The following is a 20,241-nucleotide window of genomic DNA, read 5'->3' as shown; positions in this document are numbered from 1 at the left end:
GCTCAGATCCTCTCGATGTCTTCGCGGCCGAATATGCCGAAGGGGCGGACCATGATGGTCAGCAGGATAATCAGGGACGTGACGACATCGCGCGTCGATCCGCCCGCGAAGCTGTCGAGGTATCCGGGAATGACGGTGCCCAGGACGCCCACCAGGATCCCGCCCACGACGACGCCCGGCACGCTGTCCACGCCCCCCAGGATCACCACGGCGACCGCCGGGAACAGCAGCATGGACAGCGTCCAGTCCGCCCCCTGCGACGAACCCCACAGCGCGCCCGCGACCACGGCGGCGATGCCCGCCAGCCCCCAGGAAATGCCGATGGCGCGTTCCACGGAAATGCCCACCGCCCAGCTGGACACATGGTCGTCCGACACCGCGCGCAGTTTCGTTCCCAGCCGGGTGCGGAAGAACAGCAGCGACGCGCCGACCAAGGCCAGGGCCGCGATGCCGCCATAGAGCGAGGTGCGGTTGATGAACACGTCGCCGATGATGATGGGCGCGAAGTCGATGCCCAGGTCGATGGGCTTGGGCGTCGATCCCAGGATGCCGGGGACCAGCCCGCGCAGCAGGATCTCCAGCCCCAGCGTCAGCATCACCACCATGATGACCGGCTGGCCCACCATGCGGCGCAGCAGCAGACGTTCCACGATCAGGCCGAAGCCGAACATGATCGCGGCGGCTACCGGAATGGCGATCCAGACGTTCAGCCCCCAGGCCATCACCATCCAGACGGCATAGCCCGCCGTCATCACCAGGGCGCCTTGGGCCAGGTTCGGCACACCCGCCGACTTGTAGATCAGCACGAAGCCCAGGGCGACCAGCGAATACATCAGCCCGGTCAGGGCGCCCGAAATCAGCAGTTCCAGGAAATACGCCATCACGCGGCCCCTTTCACGTCGGACAGCCGCAGCATCCGGTCCAGCGACCCGGTCTGGCCGTTTTCATAAGTGATCTGCGCCTTGAAATCGATCCTGTCCTGCCCCGCGTTCAGCGCCTCGATGATCGGGCCGTAACGGTCGTCGATCACGTTCCGCTTGAGCTTGCGGGTCCGCGTGACCTCTCCGTCGTCGGGGTCGAATTCCTTGTGCAGGTTGACGAAGCGCGCGACCGACAGCCCGTGCGGCAGATGCGTGTTCACCGCCGCGATCTCGCCCCCGATCAGGTCATAGACGCGCGGCTGCTGGGACAGTTCGGCATAGGATGTGTAAGACACCCCATGCTCCTGCGCCCATTGCCCGACCGCCTGGAAATCGATGCAGACGATCGCCACCAGCATGTCGCGGCCCTGGCCCACGACCGCGGCGTCCTTGATAAAGGCGCTGAATTTCAGCCGGTTCTCGATATAGGTGGCGATGAAGCGGGTGCCGTCACGCTTTTCCACCACCTCGGACACCCGGCCCAGCACGACCAGCTGGCCGTCGGGTTCGATCTGGCCCGCGTCGCCCGTGTGCAGCCAGCCGTCCTGCAACGCCTCGGCGCTGGCTTTGGGGTTCCGGAAATAGCCGTCAAAGATGTTGTCGCCGCGCAGCAGGATTTCGCCCCCGTCGTCGATCTTCATCTCGACGCCGGGGAAGGGCCGTCCCACCGTGGTCAGGGAAATGTCCTCGGGCTTCTGCGCAACCGCCAGGGCGCAGTTTTCCGTCTGGCCATAGAACTGGCGCAGGTTCAGCCCGATGGCGCGGAACCACAGGAACACGTCCTCGCCGATGGCCTCTCCGGCGGTATAGGCGCGCTGGACGCGGCCCAGGCCCAACTGGTCGCGGATCGGGCCATAGATCAGCCATTCGCCCAGGGCGCGCGTCAGCCCCCCGCCGGCGGGCCTGCCGTCCAGACGGGCGCGTTCGGCCTCCATCGCGCGGGGCATGAAGTAATCGTACAGCCTGCGCTTCAGCCCGGTGGTCTCGGCGATGCCCACCTGCACGCGGGTCAGCATGGCCGACCAGGCGCGGGGGGATGCGAAATAGACCGTGGGCGCCATTTCCCGCAGGTCGTGCAGCGCGGTCTCGTTCGCCTCGGGAATGTTGACGGTAAAGCGCAGCTCCATCGCCGCGCCGACCGAGAAGATGAAATCGCCCACCCAGGCCATCGGCAGATAGGCCATGTGAACCTCGCCCGGACCGAAATAGCCGGCGGCGGCGGCGTTGCGGACCCCCGACAGCACATGGCCATGCTTCAGCGGGATGCCTTTCGGGGCGCCGGTGGTGCCCGACGAATGCATCAGAACCACGGTGTCGTGGACGGTGGACCGCGCGATCAGCGCCTGGGCCAGATTCGGGTCGGCGGCCAGCCGCGCCGCGCCCTCGGCCCGGATGGCGTCGAAACCGGCCACGCCGTCGGGCTCCTGCCCGGCCAGGCCGCGCGGATCGTCATAGATCACAAGGCCCAGATGCGTCCAGCGGCCCTTGGCCTCCAGCATCTTGTCGACCTGTTCCTGATCCTCGGCCACGGCGACGCGGATATCCTCGCGTTCCATCTGGGCGGCCAGTTCCTCGGTCGGGGCATCGGCATAGGCGGGCGACGGGATGGCGCGCAGGCAGGCCGCGCCCAGCATCGCGAAATACAGGTTCGGGCGGTTGTCGCCGATCACCATGACCACATCGCCGGGCCGCACGCCCCGCGCCTCAAGGCCCGCGGCGAATTCGACAACGGCGCGCAGATAATCGGACCAGGTGTATTCCTGCCAGATGCCGCGGTCGCGTTCGCGCAGGGCGATCTGGTGGGGCACCTCGGCCGCGTTCCGGGCCAGGCGCGCCAGGATGGTGTCGTCGGACCGCCAGGTCGGGTGCAGCGCCTGGGCCTGGGCCATGTCCACGGGATCATGCTGCATGGCGGGGCTTTCCGATATAGGCCTCGACCACGCGGGGATCGGCGATGGCTTCGCGCGCGGGGCCCTGGGCGATTTCCTGGCCGTTGTTCAGAACCAGAACCCGGTCGCACAGGGCGGTCACGACATCCATGTGGTGTTCGATAATCAGCACCGTCAGGTCCAACGCCTCCTGCGCGTCCAGGATGAATCGGACCATGTATTCCTTTTCCTCCTGGTTCATGCCCGCCATCGGCTCGTCCAGGACCAGCAGGCGCGGTTCGGCGCACAGCGCGCGGGCCAGTTCGACCCGCTTTTGCAGGCCCAGGGGGATGACATCGACATGCTCGTCGCGCGCGGGGGCCAGTTGCAGAAGGTCGATCACCTCCTCGACATGGCGGCGGTGGGCGACTTCTTCCTTTTGCGCCCACCAGGGATACAACAAGGACGCCAGCGGGTTCGGCTTCATGAAGATGTGCCGGCCCATCAGGATGTTGTCCAACACCGACATCCCGTGGAACAGGGCAACGTTCTGAAAGGTGCGGGCGACGCCCATGGACGCGATGCGGAACGGTTTCAGCCCGTTGATCTGTGTGCCGTCCAGGGTGATGCGGCCTTCCTGGGGTGGATAGAACCCGGTGACGGCATTGACCAGCGTGGTCTTGCCCGACCCGTTGGGACCGACCAGGCCGAAAATTTCGCCCCGCCGAACCGCCACGGACACGTTCTTCAGCGCGACCACCCCGCCAAAGCGGCGGACGACGCCGTCGCAGACCAGGACGTGATCGCCGCTCATGCGGAAAACCGCAGCGCGCTGCAAAATCCGGGCATAGGCTGTCCTCCCAAACAGTCTTGCGGGCCGGTTCCTCCTCCGGCCTTGAGGAAAGGCTAGCATCGGAACGGTTTTTCGGTAAACCGAAAAGAATAGCAAAGTTGTTTCGGGATTCTTGAAATGCATCCGAATCTGGTCGATCATCTGCGCGCCTTTTGCGCCATTGCCGACCATGGAAGCCTGACCGCGGCGGCGCGGGAATTGCGGCGGCCCATCTCTTCGGTCAGCTATTCGCTGGCGCAACTGGAAAGCCAGTGCGGATTTCCGCTGCTGGGCACCGGCCCCCACCGTGCGGATCTGACTGAACGCGGCCGCGTGTTGCTGGCCGAGGCGCGCAGCGTCGTCGAACGCGCCCGCAGCTTTGCCACCCATGCCGAGTCGCTGAAGAAGGGCGAGGAAACGCGCCTGCGCGTTCTGGTCGACGTGTTGTTCCCGCGCGCCGACCTGAACCGCGCGCTGCGGATCTTTGCCGCCGATTATCCCCATGCGCGGTTCCAGTTCTTCAATTCGTCGCTGGCGACGCTGTGGGACGACCTGCGCCAGGGCAACATCGACTTTGCCCTGACCCTGGCCGCCGCGATCCCGTCCGACATCTCGGCCCGCCACCTGGGGTCCGAAACCCTGGGTCCGGTCTGCGCCGCGGGTCATCGGCTGGCCGGCCTGCCGCAGCCCTTGGCGATGCGCGCCTTCGACCGGGAACGGCAGATCTATTACGTCGGATCGCCGCAGATCGACATGGAGCGCGTGGGCCGGCTGTTTTCCACCGATGTCTGGACGGTCAACGATGTGGAATCGATCAAGTCGATGGTGGCGGCGGGCCTGGGCTGGTGCTTTTCGGCCAGCCGCACCTTCGAGGCCGAGATCGCGCGCGGCGAAGTCGTGGCCCTGACCTGCGAGGACATGCAGTTCCACCCGGTCCGCACCGTGGTCGTGGCCTGGCCCGCCCACCGCCGCCCCGGTCCGCTGGGCCAAGCGATGATCGAATCGCTGGTCGCGGCCCCCCGGCCGGGATCCTAGAGCTGGCGCTGCGTGCCGTCCTCGCGCCGCAGGGCGGGCAGGCCGACGCCCGTGGCATCGAACCCGCCGTCCACGGCCAACGTCTGGCCGGAAATGAAGCTGGCCTTGTCCGAACACAGGAACACGATCGCCTCGGCGATTTCGCGCGCCTCGCCATAGCGGTTCAGGGGGATCGCATCGTAATAGGCGCTGATGATCTCTGGCGCATGGACCGCCATCGCCAGCTTGGTGCGGACCGGGCCGGGCGCCACGCAATTGACGCGGATGCCCTGTTCGCCCAGTTCGGCGGCGAACTGCTTGGTCAGGTGGATGACGGCGGCTTTCGACGTGCCATAGGCGACCCGCAGCGTGGACGCCCGCAGCCCGGAAATGGAGGCGATGTTGACGATGGCGCCTTTTGTTTTCGCCAGTTCTGGGATGGCCGCCTGGGTGCACAGGAACACGCCGTCCAGATTAGTGGCCATCACCTCGCGCCATTGGTCGAAGCTGGTCTGGTTCGCGCGGGAAAACAGCGCGACGCCCGCGTTGTTGACCAGGGCGTCGACGCGGCCCCACTGGCTGACGACCATGCGGATCACGCCATCGACGCTTTGCGGATCGGAAATGTCGGCCTCGACCGCCAGGACATTCGCGCGCCCGTCGCAGGCGGCGTGCAGTTCCTGGGTGTCGCGGTCCACGACGGCCACGCGCCAGCCCTGTTCCAGAAAGATATCCGTGGCGGCCAGGCCGATGCCCCGGCATCCCCCGGTCACGATGGCGATTTTTGCGTCCTGCGTCATTCGTCTGTTCCTTCCGTCTCGACGATCAGTTCCAGCGTCACGCCGACCGGGTTGCCCCCGCGTTCCAGCGTGCCGCGCATGATGGTGCCCGCGATGTCCACGACCTCGATCGGGACGGTGGCGCGGCCTTGGGTCAGCACCGCATCGTCCAGCCGCAGTTCGGTGGCGTGGCAGTCCATGCGGCTGCCGTCCGTGAAGCGGATGTGGTCGATGCTGCCGACGCCGTACAGGCGGGCGTGTGCGATGCCGTGGCGGGCGGCAAGCGCCTCGATGGCCATGACCGCATCCTCGCCGGGCGCGATCCGGGCCAGCAGGCCGGTGCCGCTGCCCGTGCCTTGCGGGGTGAACAAGGTGAAGGCGGTTTCTGGGTCGGGCAGCGCCTCGAACCAGGCATCGGGCGCGCCGAGGCCGTGGACGGCGGCATCCGCCGCCAGGATGCTGTCGAAGGGCAGCAGATGGCCCATCGTTCCGGCCCAGGTGCCGTGGCAATGCAGGAAGGGCGCGCCGTCCTTCCAGCCGACCGTGGCCGTGGCGCGGCCGATCCTGACCGGCCCGTCCGGCGCATGGGTGTCGGAATACCACGCCGCATGGACCCCATCGGTGGACGGCGCGGGCAGCACGAAGCGCAGGGGGGCGCAGGTCACGCCGTCCAGCCGGACCACGCCGCCCTTGCAGCCATGGGCGGCGAACAGCGCGCCGACCCCATCCATCACCGTCCGCCCGGCGGGCAGCACGCCGGAAACGGGCCGCAGGTCCGCCCGCACCGCCACCGCGCGTTCGGCCGCGCGGGGACCGGGATGGATCATCCGCCCCTGGATCGCGGACCGGCTCATGCGATCAGGCCGCGGGCTTCCAGTTCCTCGCGGATCATCTTCTTGGTGATCTTGCCATAGGCCGATTTCGGCAGCGCGTCCCAGAACAGGAACCGCTTGGGCATCTTGTAGCGCGACAGCTTGCCGTCCAGGAAGGCGGCCAGGTCACTTTCGGCCACCGGCGCATTGGCCACGCAGACCGCCCAGCCGATCTCGCCCCACAGGGGGTCGGGGACGCCCAGCACCGCGACCTCGCTGATGGCGGGATGGGTCAGGATCTTTTCCTCGATCTCGCGCGGATAGACATTCGATCCGCCGGATATGAACATGTCCGACTGCCGCCCGGTGATATAGACAAAGCCCCGGTCGTCCATATGGCCCAGATCGCCCGTGCGGAACCAGCCGTCGCGGAAGGATTTGGCGTTGGCATCAGCGTTCTGGTAATAGCCCGCGAAGACGGCGGGACCGATGCAGCAGATTTCCCCGGTCTCGCCCGGCGCGACCTCGGCGCCCTGGTCGTCCTGGATCTGGATCTCGATCCCCGTGCGGGCATGACCGCAGGTGCCGATGCGGGCCTGCGGGCCGTCCTCGGCCTGGTGCAGGTGGGCGGGCAGGACGGTGATGTTGCCCGTCACCTCGCCCAGACCGAAATACTGGACCAGCACCGGGCCAAGGGTGTTCAGCGCCTTTTGCTGATCCACCCGATACATCGGCGCCCCGGCATAGATGACATAGCGCAGCGACGACGTATCGGCATCGGCGGTCGAGGGATGTTCCACCAACAGCTTGAGGATCGTCGGCACGGTGAACATGGTGGACACGCGCCAGTCGCGCACCAGATCCCAGACCTGCGCCACGTCAAAGCGTTCGGTGGGCAGCAGGATCGTCTTGACCCCCCGCGCCACCTGCGTCAGCTGATGCACCCCCGCGCCATGCGACAGCGGCGCCACCACCAGCGAGGCATCGTCCGCCGTCAGCCCCGGCATCAGGTCGGCCAGGTGGTTCGTGACGACAAAGGCCATCTGGCCATGCGTCAGGACCGACGCCTTGGGCCGCCCCGTGGTGCCGGACGTAAAGAAGAACCAGCAGGGATCGTCGCGGTCCACGGGGGCCGCCTGCGGGCGCCGGCCCCTGTGTTCCGCGGTGATCGCCGTCACGTCCGGGCCGAAATCCGCCGTTCCAAAAGCCAGCGTCGTCACGCCGCAGGCCGCCGCGTGATCGGGAAAGCTGGCGTTGCAGAACATCAGCGTCGCGCCCGAGGCTTGCGTCAGATAAGCGACCTCATCCGGCGTCTGGCGGAAATTGGCAGGCACCCAGACCCCGCCCGCGCGCCAGACCGCGAACATCGCCTGCATCATCTCGGTGCAGTTCTGCGACTGGCACATCACCCGACAGCCCTTTTGCAGGCCGAACCGGGTCTGCAACGCATGGGCCAAGGCGTCGGTGCGGGCGTCCCATTCGGCCCAGGTCCAGCGTTCCTCGCCCATGACCAGGGCCACGCCGTCGGGGTCGCGCCGCGCCGCCTGGGACAGGAAGGTCGCCAGGTTCATCACGCGGGTGGACACCGGGGCCAGCCCGCCCGCCGGATGGGTCATCTCGCGCGTTCCAGGATCGAGCAGTAGTTGGCGACCGCCGTGCCGCCCATGTTGAACACGCCCGCCAGTTCCGCGCCCACCACCTGCATCGCGCCCGCGTCGCCGGTCAACTGCATCGCCGCCATCACATGCTGCGACACACCGGTCGCGCCGATGGGATGGCCGCGCGACTTCAGCCCGCCCGAGGGGTTGACCGGCAGCGCGCCGTCCATCCGGGTTGTGCCTTCGCGGATCACGCGCCAGCCTTGGCCGCGGGGGGCAAGGCCCATCGCCTCGTATTCGATCATCTCGGCGGTGGTGAAGCAGTCGTGGGTTTCGACCAGCGACAGATCGGTGATCGCCAGTCCCGCCTGATCCAACGCCTGGCGCCAGACCCGATGGGCGCCGGCGAATTCGGTCGGGTCGCGGCGCGACAGGGCCAGCATGTCGCCGGCCTGCGCGCGGGCGCGGAACCGGATCGCGCGGGCCAGGGTTTCGGCCACCTCGGGCGCGGCCAGCACGATGGCCGCCGCCCCGTCCGACACCAGCGAACAATCCGTGCGCCGCAGCGGTCCCGCCACCAGCGGGTTTTTGTCGGATGGCGTGTTGCAGAAGGCCACGTCAAAGGCCTTTTGCATGTGGGCATAGGGGTTGCGCGTGCCGTTGTCGTGGTTCTTGGCGGCGATCATCGCCAGTTCCTCGGACCGGTCGCCGTTCTTCTGGAAATAGCTGTCGGTGATGCGGCCGAAGACGCCGGCAAAGCCGCCGGGCGTGTCGCCTTCCTCGGCGACATAGCTGGCAGACAGCAGTACGCCCCCCACGTCGCCGATGGGAATGGCCGTCATCTTCTCGGCCCCGATGACCAGGGCGACCTTGCCGCGCCCGGACGCGATGAAATCGGCGGCCGCATACAGTGCGGCCGACCCTGTGGCGCAGGCGTTTTCCGTGCGCATGAAGGGCACGCCCGCCAGGTCTGGGCTGCCCATGGCCACCAGCGCGGCCTGGAAATCCTGCCGCTGGAAGCCGTTGTTGTAAACGCCGGTAAAAATGCCGTCCACGGCATCGGGCGACAGCCCCGCGTGGTCCAGCGCGGGCAGGGCCACCTCGGCCATCAGGGCCATGGTGTCGGGTGCCTCGGCCTTGCCGAATCGGGTATGCGCCCATCCGACGATCAGGGGATCGGTCATGCGGTGTTCCTTTCAAGGGTGGCGAGGCGGGCGGCGATGGCCTGCGCCTCGCGGTGCAGCGCGGCGGCCAGGTCGGCCTGCCGCGCCGGGGTCATGCGATGTTCAACGGCGGCGATGGACAGCGCGCCCGCCGGCCGTCCGTCCGGCCAGGGGATCGCGACGCCCAGGCCCCAGGATCCCGGCACCACGCGGCCGGGGTTCAGGGCATGGCCCTGGACACGCGCGCGGCCCAGGTCGTCCAGCAGGCCGGGCATCAGATCGCCCACCAGCGGCGCCACGCGCGCCAGCAAAGCATCCGCCTCGGCCACCGGCAGCGCGGCCAGGATCGCCAATGCCCCCGCGCCGACGCCCGCGGGCTTGCGGTCGCCGCGCATCAGGGCGTGGGTGCGGACCGGGAAATCGCCCTCGATCCGTTCCAGGCACAGGGTATGGTCGTCCTGCGTGACGGTCAGCAGCACCGTGTCGCCGGTATCCCGCGCCAGCCGGGCCATGGCATCGCGGGCATGGTGCAGGATGCCGTGGCGTTCCGTGGCGAAACCCGCCAGCAGATAGGTTTCCGGCCCCAGGTGATAGCGCCGCGTCGCGCGGTCCTGTTCGACCATCCGCGCCGTCCCCAGCGCCAGCAGCAGCCGCCGCGCCGTAGGCCGGGCCAGGCCCGAAGCCGCCGCGATCTGCGCCAGGCCCAGCCCCTGCGCGCCGCCCCGACCGACCAGCGACAACAGCGACAGCGCACGCGCCACCGCCTGCGTCCCGCCGTTGTCGATGGGGGTGGCGCCGTCCTTCATCAGGCCAGCGACCGTCCGATGGCCGATTCCAGGATCGCCCAGGCGTCCTCGCCATAGGTGGACTTCCACTCCTCGTAAAAGCCCGCCTCGCGCAGCTTGTCCTCGAAGGCCTTGGGATCGGGGTCATTGAAGACGAAGCCGCTGGTTTCCAGTTCGCCCCGCAGCGATCCGTTCATTTCGGCGATGTCGGCGCGCTGTTTCAGGGCGGCGGCGTTGAAATTGTCGGCCACGGCCTGCTGCACGTCTTCGGGCAGGGCGCCCCAGGACCGGCGGTTGCCCAGCATCCAGAACCCGTCCCACATGTGGTTGGTCATCGAACAGTATTTCTGAACCTCCCACAGCTTGGCGACCTTCATGATCGCCAGCGGGTTTTCCTGCCCGTCCACGATGCCGGTTTGCAGCGCGGTATAAACCTCGGCAAAGTTGATGGACGCGGGCGCCGATCCGAAGGCGGTGAACAGCGAGGTCCACAGCGGGCTGACCGGCACGCGGATCTTGAAGCCCTCCAGATCGGCGGGCGTTTCGATCGGCTTGGTGGACGAGGTGATCTGGCGGAAGCCGTTGTCCCAGATCTTGTCCATCACCACCAGGCCCGCGCCCTCGATCTGGCCGCGCGCATAGGCGCCCAGTTCGCCGTCCATGGCCTTCCACACGGTGTCATAGTCCGGGAAGGCAAAGCCCACGCCGTTGATGGACGCGTTCGGGACCAGCGTGGACAGGATCACCGGCGACAGCTGGAAGAAATCCACCCCGCCCGACCGCAGCTGGCCCAGCACGTCGGTATCGGCGCCCAGCTGGTTCGACGGGAAGATCTGCAGGTCGAACCGGCCGCTCGTGGCCTCGAGGATGGCCTTCTGCGCCTCGGCCAGGCGGACGTTGCTGGGATGGTCCAGCGGCTGGTTGTTGGCCAGCTTGTAGCTGAATTCGGCGGCCATCGCGGGACGGACCCGGATGAACGGCGTGGCCAGGGCGCCTGCGGCGGCCCCCAGCAGGATGGTGCGGCGGGTAACGGTCATGAAATTCCTCCTCCCTGAGGTATCAAGAAACAGTTCAAAGCAGCGCGGTCGAGAACCAGGGCACGGCGGCGATGGCCAGCAGGCCCACCATCAGCGCGGCCAGATAGGACCAGATCTTGCCCATCACCTGTTCGGCCGGCACGTTGGCGATCTTGCAGGCGATATAGAAGCCGATGCCGATGGGCGGGGCCATCAGGCCGATGTTCATGGCCGTGACGATGACCATGGCATAGTGGATGTCGTGGATGCCCAGGCCCCGCGCGATGGGGAACATGATCGGCGCCAGCAGCACGATGGCGGGCAGGCCTTCCAGGATGCAGCCCAGGATCAGGAAGATCGCGATCGAGGCCAGCATGAACACGATCCAGCCGCCCGGCAGGCTTGTCACAAGCACCATCAGGTCGCGCGCGAACCCCGATTGCGTCAGCGCCCAGGCCATCGCCGATGCCGCCCCCAGGATCAGCAGGATCGCCCCCGACATGGCGGCGGTTTCCACCAGCATCGTGCCCGTGCGGCGCAGGGGGATGCCGCCGTACAGAACCGCCCCGATGACAAAGGCGTACAGCGTGGCAATGGTCGAAACCTCGGTCGCGGTGGCGACGCCGCCGCCGACCAGGCTGCGGATCATGAAGGGCAGCACCAGGGCTGGCGCCGCGATCAGGGCGGTCTTGCCGATGACGTCCAGGGGGGCGCGGCGCACCCCCTCCATCCGTTCGCCGCGCGCCTTCCAGCGGGCCAGCACGGCCAGCACGATCAGCAGCACCATGGCGATGGCAAAGCCGCTGGTGAACAGCCCGGCGATGGACACGCCCGCGACCGATCCCAGCACGATCAGCACGATGGACGGCGGCACGGTGTCGGCCATCGCCGCCCCGGTCGCCAGCAGCGCGGTCATTTCCGAGGGCGAATGGCCCCTGCGGCGCATTTCGGGGAACAGCGCGGGGGCCACGGTCGCCATGTCCGACACCTTGGATCCCGAAATCCCCGACACCAGGAACATCGACCCCAGCAGGACATAGCTCATCCCCGCCTTGACATGCCCGAACATGGAGGCAAGGAAACCGACGATGGCGCGGCCCATGCCGGTCGCGTCCAGGATGCAGCCCAGAAGCACGAAGACCGGCACCGACAAAAGGATCAGCGAGGACATCCCCTCGTCGATGCGGCCCATCATCACGAAGATCGGCGCCTGCGTGGCGAAGGTCAGGTATCCCAGCGTCGCCAGCGCGAAGCAAAAGGCGATGGGCACGCCGACAGCCAGCAGGAATCCGGCGAACAGGCCCAGGAACAGCGGCAGGTTCCAGTTGCCAAGGGACAGCACGGCGGGCTTGGCCCACCACAGCAGGGCGGCGATGGCGCCCGCCACGGCCAGCGTCCCCAGGATCACGCCCCATTCGCGGGTGCGCATCACCGACAGCACCATCAGCAGCCCCATCAGCCCGATCCCCACCGGCAGGGCGGATGCCCGCCAGGACATCGGCAGCCCCAGAGCGGGCGAGGTGATGAAGGATTCCTCGTAAGCGTATTCGACCGCGACCGGCAGCAGCCGGATCAGCAGCACGCAGACCAGCACGCTGCCCGCGATCTCCAGCACGCGCGCCAGACGGGCGGGCAACAGCGGCAGGAACACGGTCAGCCGCATGTGTTCGTGCCGGTCCACCGCCAGCGCCGCGCCCAGCATCGCCATCCAGATAAAGCTGATGGACGCGACCTCGTCCCCCCAGATCAGCGGTTTCGCCAGCACATAACGGAAAAAGACATTGGCCAGGACGGTGACGATCATCGCCACCAGCAGAACGGCGGCGGCGATTTCCACCGGGCGCATCCAGGGTTCGGCACGCCTGGGTTCGGCCAGCGCCTCGATCCCGCCAAGCGCCAGTTCGGCGTCGCCATGCGCATCCGTATGGTGCATCCTGTTCCCCTTTTGCGGACGAACGGCCCCCTCCTGCCAACGCGTCCACATTGTGGATGCGCTATCGTCCTTGCGCGCCTAGAGATAGGAGCAGGAGGTCGGCGATGGCAACAGAAAAATCGACAGAATCGTGCGCTTCGCATTTTCCCACCGATGGAAGCGGGAATCTTGACCGATCTTCGTTCCATGATGCGGAATGACGGGTGGGGCACATTCCGATCCTTGACCGTCCAGGATCAGGGGTCGTCCTTGGCCTCGATCCGGGCCAGCGTGTTGCCGAAGGCCAGCACCTCGCCTGCCTCTCGCAGATGCTTCAGGCGGCCCGGCCGGTGGGCCTCGACGCGGGTTTCCATCTTCATGGCCTCGACCACGGCGATGACCTGACCGGCCTCGACCATAGTGCCATCCTCGGCCTGCCAGGCGGCGAGGGTGCCGGACACGGGGGCGGTGACGGTCGCCTCGTCGGGTTCCGGCATGGTCCCGGCGGCGGGGGCGCCCGAAGCGGCGGCGGCCATGATTCCGGCGGGCAGACCCAGCTCATGCCGCTTGCCATCGATTTCGACGGCGATGCGGATCAGGGCCGGGGGCTGGCCGGGCGCCACGCGGGCATGGGGCGGCACGGCCTTGGCCAGCCGGTCGGCGAAGTCGGTTTCGATCCAGCGGGTATGAACGCGCAAATCGCCGTCCCGCGCCGTGAATTCGGGCGCCGTCAGCGCGGCGCGATGAAAGGGCAGGACGCTGGCCACGCCCTCGATGCGGAATTCGGCCAGGGCGCGGCGGGCGCGCGCCAGGGCGTCGTCGCGGCTGGCGCCGGTGACGATCAGCTTGGCCATCATCGAATCGAAGCGATCTGGGATGACGGATCCCGCCACCACGCCGCTGTCCAGGCGGATGCCGGGGCCGGACGGGGGGTCGAACACCGCGATGGGTCCGGGGGTGGGCAGGAAGCCGCGCCCGACATCCTCGGCGTTGATGCGGAATTCGATGGAATGGCCGCGCGGGGCGGGCACGCTGTCATCGGCCAGGCGCGCGCCGCGCGCCACCGCGATCATGGCGCGCACCAGGTCGATGCCGGTGGTTTCCTCGGTCACGGGATGTTCGACCTGCAACCGCGTGTTCACCTCGAGAAAGGACAGCGTGCCGTCGGCCGACAGCAGGTATTCCACCGTCCCCGCCCCGCAATAGCCCGCATGGGCGCAGATCGCCCGCGCGCTGTCGTGGACCCGTCGGCGCTGATCGTCGGTCAGGAACGGGGCGGGCGCTTCCTCGACCAGTTTCTGGTGGCGGCGTTGCAGGGAACAGTCGCGCGTGCCGATCACCTTGACGGTGCCGTGGCGGTCGGCCAGCACCTGCGCCTCGACATGGCGGGGGCGGTCCAGGAATCGTTCGACGAAGCATTCGCCGCGTCCGAAGGCGGTCAGGGCTTCGCGCGTGGCGGATTCGAACAGCTCCTCGACCTCCTCCAGCCGCCAGGCGACCTTCAGGCCGCGCCCCCCGCCGCCGAAGGCCGCCTTGATGGCGATGGGCAGGCCATGCTGGCGGGCAAAGGCCAGGGCGTCGGCCGGGGTGTCGACCGGGCCGGGGGTGCCCGCGACCAGGGGCGCGCCCACGGATTCGGCGATGCGGCGGGCCTTGGTCTTGTCGCCAAGCGCCGCGATGACGGCCGGATCGGGACCGATCCAGATCAGCCCCGCGTCCTGAACGGCCCGCGCGAACCCGGCATTTTCCGACAGGAAGCCATAGCCGGGATGGATCGCGTCCGCCCCCGCGCGCCGGGCGATGGCGATGATCCTGGCGCTGTCCAGATAGGTGTCGCCGGGCGTGTCGCCGCCCAGAAAGAAGGCCTGGTCGGCCATGGCCACGAAAGGCGCGCCGTGGTCGGGTCCGGCATAAAGGGCAACGGTCTCGATGCCCTCGTCGCGGCAGGCGCGGATGATGCGAACCGCGATTTCCCCACGGTTGGCGATCAGCAGGCGGTTCAGGGGCAAGGTCGGGCCGGTGGCGAACAGGGTCATGATGCTGCCTTTATGTCCTGGAAAGCGGCCGTGGCCGCAAAGCGGATGCGGGCGCCGGGCGGGATCTGGCCCGCCCGATCCAGGGCGGACGGCAGCAGCGTGGCGATCACCGGATAGCCGCCGGTCAGCGGATGGTCGGCCAGAAACAGCACCGGCTGGCCGGAATGGGGGATCTGGACCGCGCCGGTCTCGGTTCCCTCGGACGGCAGTTCGCGGGCGTCGTCGCGCGTGACGGGGGACCCCTCCAGGCGAATCCCCACGCGGGACGACTGCGCCGTGACCAGCCAGGACTGGGACAGGAAATGACGGATCATGGCGGGCGCGAACCAGTCCGTGCGGGGTCCAAGCGTCACCGGCAATGCGACGACATCGCCGGGCCTGGGCAACGACGGCTGGCATTCGGGCAGGGCCGTGGCGGCCGCGGGGCGCTGCGCGGCGAACAGGCGTGCGCCGCCGGTCAGCGGATCGGGTCCGATCCGGGCCAGGGTGTCGGTGGCCGCCGAGCCGAGAACCCGGACCACGTCGAACCCTCCGCGCAGCGCCAGATAGCTGCGCATCCCCGCAGCAGGGGGCGGGATCAGCACCTCGTCGCCCGCATCAAGCGCAAAGGCGCCCAGCATGGCCCGGCCCCCGACCACCGCCTGCCCCGCGCCGGTCAGGGCCAGCGTGACCGGCCGTTCGGCCCGCAGGCGCACCGGGCCAAGGGTGATTTCCAGCAGCGCCGCATCCGACGGATTGCCGACCGCCCGGTTCGCCCGGCGCGCCGCGCCCAGATCCAGGGCGCCCGAGGCCGAAACGCCCTGCCCGCCCTGGCCGCGCCGGCCCTCGTCCTGAAAGGTGACGGGAAAGGCGGTCTGCACCAATGTCAGCGCAGGACGCCCCGGACGTTCCGGGATCGCGGCCGAGGGATAGACCACGGCCTCGCCTTCGACGAATCGCGCGCGGAGGCCGGGCCGCAGCAGGGCGGGCGGATCGCGGGACAGATCCCACATCGGCAGGCGCGTCGTGCCGATCAGCTGCCAGCCTCCGGGCGTGTCCTGCGGATAGACGCCGCAGAACCGCGACGCCAACGCCACCGATCCCGCCGGAATCCACGTCCGGGGCGCGGCGCGGCGGGGCAGGTCGAACAGCGGATCGTCGCAGGTCATATAGGCGAAACCGGGCGCAAAGCCGCAGAACGCCACCGTCCAGGTCGCGGCCTGATGCGCGGCGATCACCTGGGCCACGGTCAGGCCCCGATGGGCCGCGACATCGGCCAGATCCGCGCCGTCATAAGTCATCGGAATCTCAACCGTTTCGACCGGGCCTGGGTCGCGCTGCGTTCCGGGCGCGGGGCGGCGGGCCAGGATCGCGGCGGCCATTGCGGCGTCGGCGGCACATCCCGGCGCCATGCGGATCATCAGGGTGCGCGCTGCGGGGATCACCTCGGCCATGCCCGGCGGCGGATCGGCCCGCAGCGCGTCGAACAGGCCCAGCGTTTCGTCCAGGTCGGCCAGTTCGACCAGCAGCGTGCGCGGTCCCACCGGCAGAAAGCGCATCAGCCGGTTTCCGCAAACGGCGCGATGGCGATGCCGTTGCCGGACAGGGCGTCGCGGACGCGGCGGGCCATCGCCACGGCGCCGGGGCTGTCGCCGTGCACGCAGATGCTGTCGGCGCGCAGCCGCAGGACCGATCCGTCGCTGGCCTCGATCTCGCCATCGGCCGCAAGGCGCAGCATCCGGGCGGCGACGGTTTCGGCGTCGTGCAGAACGGCCCCCGCGTCCCGGCGCGGCACAAGCTGGCCGTCGGGCGCATAGGCGCGGTCGGCAAAGGCTTCGGCCACGGCGGTCAGGCCCGCATCGGCGGCGCGCCCCAGAATGGGCGCCCCCGCCAGACCCATCAGCGCCAGCGAGGGATCGATCGCACGAATGGCCGCGATCACCGCGTCGGCCTGCCGGGCGTCCTGGGCGATGGTGTTGTACAGCGCACCATGAGGTTTGACATAGGCAACACGCGTTCCGGCGGCCCGCGCGATCCCTTGCAGCGCGCCGATCTGATAGATCACGTCGGCCGTCAGTTCCGCCGGGGTCACGTCCATCGGACGGCGGCCGAACCCCACCCGGTCGGGATAGGACACATGCGCGCCGATCGCGATGCCGCGCATCGCCGCCTGGGCCATGGTGGTGTGGAGGGTCAGCGGGTCGCCCGCGTGAAAGCCGCAGGCGATGTTGGCCGAACTGACCACATCCAGCATGGCGGCGTCGTTGCCCATGGTCCAGGCGCCATAGCCTTCGCCCAGGTCGCTGTTGAGATCGATGGTCCGGGTCATCCCCTCCTCCGGCTTGCGTGGCACGGCCATATCAGGATCGGCGCGCGCCCGACAGGCCGATTGCGGCGGAACCGCGGAATGCGGGTCGGGGCACACGGCGCGGAGCGGACCGCATGGGACGCAGGGCGCGGGCCGGCCGGGCCCCGCGGGTCTAGCGCGCGGCGGTCGCCGCCAGCGGGCGCTGACCGGCGGGATCGGCCTGGGTGGCGGGATCGGGCAGGCGGAACCGGACCATCTGCCGCCCGGCGGGCAACCGTGTGACCGTCCATCCCAACAACCGGCCGCCGGGACCGACGATCAGGCCGCTGTCGCGGAGCGTTCCTTCGGCCCCGCCCAGCCGGGCACCCAGCGCGTCAAGGCCCGGCCCGCCTTCGGCACGAGACTGCCAGCAGGCGAGGGCGCCGCCCAGGTCGTCGGGCGCACCCGGCCACAGGTCGCGATAAACCCCGTTGGCCATCGCCACCCGCCCGCCGGGGCCAAAGACCACCACCGCCTCGCCGATGTTGTCTAGGATGCTGTTACCCAGCGCCATTTCGGCCCGGAACTTGCGGGTCAGGCTCATCTCGGATGTGATGTCCTCGAACAGGAAGGCCACGGCGCCGTCGGGATGGGGACGGCCGGTGACGCGATAGGTCTGGCCGCCCGGCAGGGACCATTCCTCGACATGGTGGCCGGTCGCGGCGGCGCTTTCCAGATTGCTCATCTGCTGGCGCCAGCTGCGGAAATCCTTGGGCTCGGGGACCATGCGCAATTCGCGCAGCTTGTCCAGCAGGTCGAACAGCGTGGGCCGCGCGGTCAGGAATCCGGTGGGCAGGTTGGTCAGGTCGATCAGGGCGGGGTTGAACAGCTGCAACTGCCGCTGGCGGTCGAAGATCGCCAGGCCGATGGGCAGGTCGGCGAATGTCTTGGTCAGGGTCTGGACGAATTCGCGCAAGGACCGTTCGGCGCGCACCGCCGCATCGGCGGGCAGGGCGAACATCATGGTCTGTTCGCCCGTCTGATGGCTGTGGCAGTCGTACCATGACACGGCGCCATTCTGATTCAGCGATGCCCGGCGGGTCCGCGTGCCCGAACCCGGCACGGGGCGCGGCGCGTCCAGCAGGCGCGGCAAGGGCCAGCCGATGGGTTCGTCCGACTGGCCTTCGGCGCGGCGCAGATAGGCGGCGTTGGCCCAGGTCACGCGTTCCTCGGCGTCCTGGCGCCACACCAGCATCGGCGTCTGGTCCAGCGACCGACGCAGCAGATCCAGTTCCTCCTCCATCGCCTGCTGAGACATGGAATCGACGACGATGCCCGCATATTCGGCCTGAGGATCGGTGATCGTGATGCGCAGCAGGCCGGGGTCGATCTGTTCGACCACCAACCGCAGCGCCGCGCTGCCCGCCCCGGTCTGGCCCAGCGATTCGAACCGCCCCGACCGATCGATGCCGCCCAACGCATTGATCGCGTCGGGAAAGCGCGGCCCGATCCATTGCAAGAGGCGCGCCCAGTCGCCCTCGGGCGCGGAAAAGCGGTCCAGAAGCGCGCGGGCGGGCGGCGTCGCATCCACAAGCGCCTGATCGCGGAACAGCAGCACCATCGGCTTCAGGCTGCTTTCCAGCCCCTGCGGCAGGCGCGGGCGCGCCCGTCCCGACCGTCTGTCCCACCACCGCGCCAGCGCCGTCGCCAGCACGACCGATGCCGTCCCCGTCAGAACCGCAAGCAGGATCAACCCGATTCCATGCAGGGACATCCCCGAATCCTTCCCCGTTTCGTGCAACCATAGGGCGATGAATTTTAACGAACAGTTAAAATGTCACGGCAGCAGCGTGGGATTGTCGCCCAGCGGCGCGCGGGCATCGGCCGCGATCCGGTCCAGCGGCCAGCGCACCGTCACGATCGCCCCCGGCCCGCCATTGGCAAAGTCCAGCCGCGCGCCCGACCGTTCCAGCAGGGTCTTGGCGATGAACAGGCCCAGGCCCATGCCGTCATACCCTTTGCGCTGCGGGGGACCGCCGCGCCGGCCGGTCGGGTAGGGATCGCCGATCCGGGCCAGCACGGCGGGCGAATAGCCCGGCCCGTCGTCACGGATCGTCACGCACAGCCAGCCGTTGCCGATCTGCGATTCGATCACGACCCGGCTGGCGGCAAAATCCACCGCGTTCTGGATCAGGTTGCGCAGCGCGTGGATGATCGCGGGATCGCGTTGCACGGCGGGACCGTTGGCCCGGATCTCGACCACGGGACCGCGCCCGGCATGGGGTTCGGCCGCATCCTCCAGCATGGCCCGCAGGGGGGCCGTGCGCAGGTGCAGGTCGTCCTTGCCCGCCCGGCCCATGCTGCGCAGGATCTGCGCGCAGCGCACCGCCGAATCGCGCAAGGCCATGGCATCGGCTTGCAGGTCGGGGCGGTCGGCCAGTTCGTCGGCCAGTTCCGCCGCGACCAGCTTGATGGTGGCCAGGGGGGTGCCCATCTCGTGCGCGGCGGCGGCGACCACGCCGCCCAGATGCTGCAGGCGCTGTTCGCGCGCCAAGGCCATCTGGGTCGCGAACAGCGCATTCGACGTGGCCTGCAATTCGACCGTCACCCGGTGGGCATAGCCCGCAAAGAACACCACGCCGATCATCAGCGCCGTCCAGTGCCCCAGGGCCAGGGTGGGCGCCAGCACCAGTTCGCGCCCGTCCACGTCGTGCAGGGGCAGCGCGAACAGCGACGCCGCGGAAACCAGCGCCATGGTCGCGGTGCCAAGGGCCACCGTCTCTCGGGCGTCGAGGGATGTCGCGGCCACCGTCACCGGCGCCAGCACCAGAAGGGCAAAGGGATTGGCCAGCCCCCCCGTCAGCGCCATCAGCGCCGAAATCTGGACCACATCGAAGAACAACTGCACCACCGCCAGCCGGGCCGAGGTGCGGGGCGGCGGCCACAGCACCTGCCACAGGTTCATCGCAATGGCGGCGGCGATCAGCACCAGCACGGGTTCGACCGCAAAGCCGATCCCCATGGCCCGCGCGACGATCACCGCCGCCAGCTGGCCCGCAATGGAAAACCAGCGCAGCAGCACCAGGGTGCGCATCCTGATCGGCTCGGCCTCGGTCCGGGCCGGGGGATTGGCCGGTGCGCCGGAACGGAAAAAGGACGGATCGGCCATGCGCCTCTCTGCGACGATGCGGACCTTGATACGCGGGACCGGATCGGCGATCAATGCGCGGCTTTTCGCCC

At 68.8% G+C, this 20,241-nt stretch carries 16 protein-coding genes; 1 reads left to right on the top strand and 15 read right to left on the bottom strand.

The genetic code is table 11. The features are described 5' to 3' along the window. Nucleotides 1-2: 2 nt before the first annotated feature. Genes CHB77_RS03645 through CHB77_RS03635 form a run of 3 tightly spaced genes read right to left on the bottom strand, consistent with a single transcriptional unit; the run spans nucleotide 3 to nucleotide 3,602 of the window. On the bottom strand, nucleotides 3-881 hold the full coding sequence (locus CHB77_RS03645; RefSeq protein ID WP_089386828.1) for a branched-chain amino acid ABC transporter permease: 879 nt from the start codon (nucleotides 879-881) through the stop codon (nucleotides 3-5). Next, nucleotides 881-2,830 (bottom strand): AMP-dependent synthetase/ligase, encoded by a 1,950-nt coding sequence (locus CHB77_RS03640; RefSeq protein ID WP_089386827.1) that lies wholly within the window; start codon nucleotides 2,828-2,830, stop codon nucleotides 881-883. Before CHB77_RS03640 ends, CHB77_RS03645 begins: the two co-directional genes overlap by 1 nt. Continuing rightward, the gene (locus CHB77_RS03635; RefSeq protein ID WP_089386826.1) at nucleotides 2,820-3,602 is read right to left on the bottom strand and encodes an ABC transporter ATP-binding protein; all 783 of its coding nucleotides are present in this window, start codon (nucleotides 3,600-3,602) and stop codon (nucleotides 2,820-2,822) included. Before CHB77_RS03635 ends, CHB77_RS03640 begins: the two co-directional genes overlap by 11 nt. 156 nt (nucleotides 3,603-3,758) lie before the next feature. Between CHB77_RS03635 and CHB77_RS03630 the strand changes: the two genes are divergently transcribed. Beyond that, nucleotides 3,759-4,655 carry a LysR family transcriptional regulator gene (locus tag CHB77_RS03630; RefSeq protein ID WP_089386825.1) on the top strand — a complete coding sequence of 299 codons (897 nt, stop codon included), beginning with the start codon at nucleotides 3,759-3,761 and terminating at the stop codon, nucleotides 4,653-4,655. Here the strand turns inward: CHB77_RS03630 and CHB77_RS03625 are convergent. The 12 genes from CHB77_RS03625 to CHB77_RS03570 form a co-directional block, all read right to left on the bottom strand. Continuing rightward, nucleotides 4,652-5,434 carry an SDR family NAD(P)-dependent oxidoreductase gene (locus CHB77_RS03625; RefSeq protein ID WP_089386824.1) on the bottom strand — a complete coding sequence of 261 codons (783 nt, stop codon included), beginning with the start codon at nucleotides 5,432-5,434 and terminating at the stop codon, nucleotides 4,652-4,654. The genes CHB77_RS03630 and CHB77_RS03625 overlap by 4 nt on opposite strands. Beyond that, nucleotides 5,431-6,267 (bottom strand): PCC domain-containing protein, encoded by an 837-nt coding sequence (locus CHB77_RS03620; protein ID WP_242626515.1) that lies wholly within the window; start codon nucleotides 6,265-6,267, stop codon nucleotides 5,431-5,433. Before CHB77_RS03620 ends, CHB77_RS03625 begins: the two co-directional genes overlap by 4 nt. Next, complete coding sequence (locus tag CHB77_RS03615) at nucleotides 6,264-7,841, bottom strand: acyl-CoA synthetase (RefSeq protein ID WP_089386823.1); 1,578 nt, start codon at nucleotides 7,839-7,841, stop codon at nucleotides 6,264-6,266. The genes CHB77_RS03620 and CHB77_RS03615 overlap by 4 nt, the downstream gene beginning before the upstream one ends. Then, nucleotides 7,838-9,007, bottom strand: coding sequence for an acetyl-CoA acetyltransferase (locus tag CHB77_RS03610; RefSeq protein ID WP_089386822.1), 1,170 nt, complete (start codon nucleotides 9,005-9,007; stop codon nucleotides 7,838-7,840). The genes CHB77_RS03615 and CHB77_RS03610 overlap by 4 nt, the downstream gene beginning before the upstream one ends. Continuing rightward, a complete protein-coding gene (locus CHB77_RS03605; RefSeq protein WP_089386821.1) occupies nucleotides 9,004-9,792 on the bottom strand; it encodes an IclR family transcriptional regulator in 789 nt (262 codons plus the stop codon). Before CHB77_RS03605 ends, CHB77_RS03610 begins: the two co-directional genes overlap by 4 nt. Further along, entirely contained in the window at nucleotides 9,792-10,808 is a 1,017-nt protein-coding gene (locus tag CHB77_RS03600) for a TRAP transporter substrate-binding protein (RefSeq protein WP_089386820.1), read from the bottom strand. Before CHB77_RS03600 ends, CHB77_RS03605 begins: the two co-directional genes overlap by 1 nt. Before the next feature lie 34 nt (nucleotides 10,809-10,842). Further along, complete coding sequence (locus tag CHB77_RS03595) at nucleotides 10,843-12,720, bottom strand: TRAP transporter large permease (RefSeq protein ID WP_089386819.1); 1,878 nt, start codon at nucleotides 12,718-12,720, stop codon at nucleotides 10,843-10,845. 236 nt (nucleotides 12,721-12,956) lie between these two features. Further along, nucleotides 12,957-14,735 carry an acetyl/propionyl/methylcrotonyl-CoA carboxylase subunit alpha gene (locus CHB77_RS03590; protein WP_217896904.1) on the bottom strand — a complete coding sequence of 593 codons (1,779 nt, stop codon included), beginning with the start codon at nucleotides 14,733-14,735 and terminating at the stop codon, nucleotides 12,957-12,959. Then, nucleotides 14,732-16,273, bottom strand: a complete 1,542-nt coding sequence (locus CHB77_RS03585) for a 5-oxoprolinase subunit B/C family protein (RefSeq protein ID WP_089386818.1) — start codon at nucleotides 16,271-16,273, stop codon at nucleotides 14,732-14,734. The genes CHB77_RS03590 and CHB77_RS03585 overlap by 4 nt, the downstream gene beginning before the upstream one ends. Further along, a complete protein-coding gene (locus tag CHB77_RS03580) occupies nucleotides 16,273-17,043 on the bottom strand; it encodes a LamB/YcsF family protein (RefSeq protein WP_089386817.1) in 771 nt (256 codons plus the stop codon). The genes CHB77_RS03585 and CHB77_RS03580 overlap by 1 nt, the downstream gene beginning before the upstream one ends. A 151-nt stretch (nucleotides 17,044-17,194) precedes the next feature. Beyond that, entirely contained in the window at nucleotides 17,195-18,775 is a 1,581-nt protein-coding gene (locus CHB77_RS03575) for a PAS-domain containing protein (RefSeq protein WP_089386816.1), read from the bottom strand. Nucleotides 18,776-18,838: 63 nt separating this feature from the next. Continuing rightward, on the bottom strand, nucleotides 18,839-20,170 hold the full coding sequence (locus CHB77_RS03570) for an ActS/PrrB/RegB family redox-sensitive histidine kinase (protein WP_089387144.1): 1,332 nt from the start codon (nucleotides 20,168-20,170) through the stop codon (nucleotides 18,839-18,841). Nucleotides 20,171-20,241: the final 71 nt, after the last annotated feature.

The sequence above is a fragment of the Paracoccus sediminis genome (assembly GCF_900188295.1).
GTDB lineage: Bacteria > Pseudomonadota > Alphaproteobacteria > Rhodobacterales > Rhodobacteraceae > Paracoccus > Paracoccus sediminis.
The sequence above is the reverse complement of the archived record's forward strand: the minus strand, read 5'-3'. Positions and strand labels throughout refer to the sequence as shown.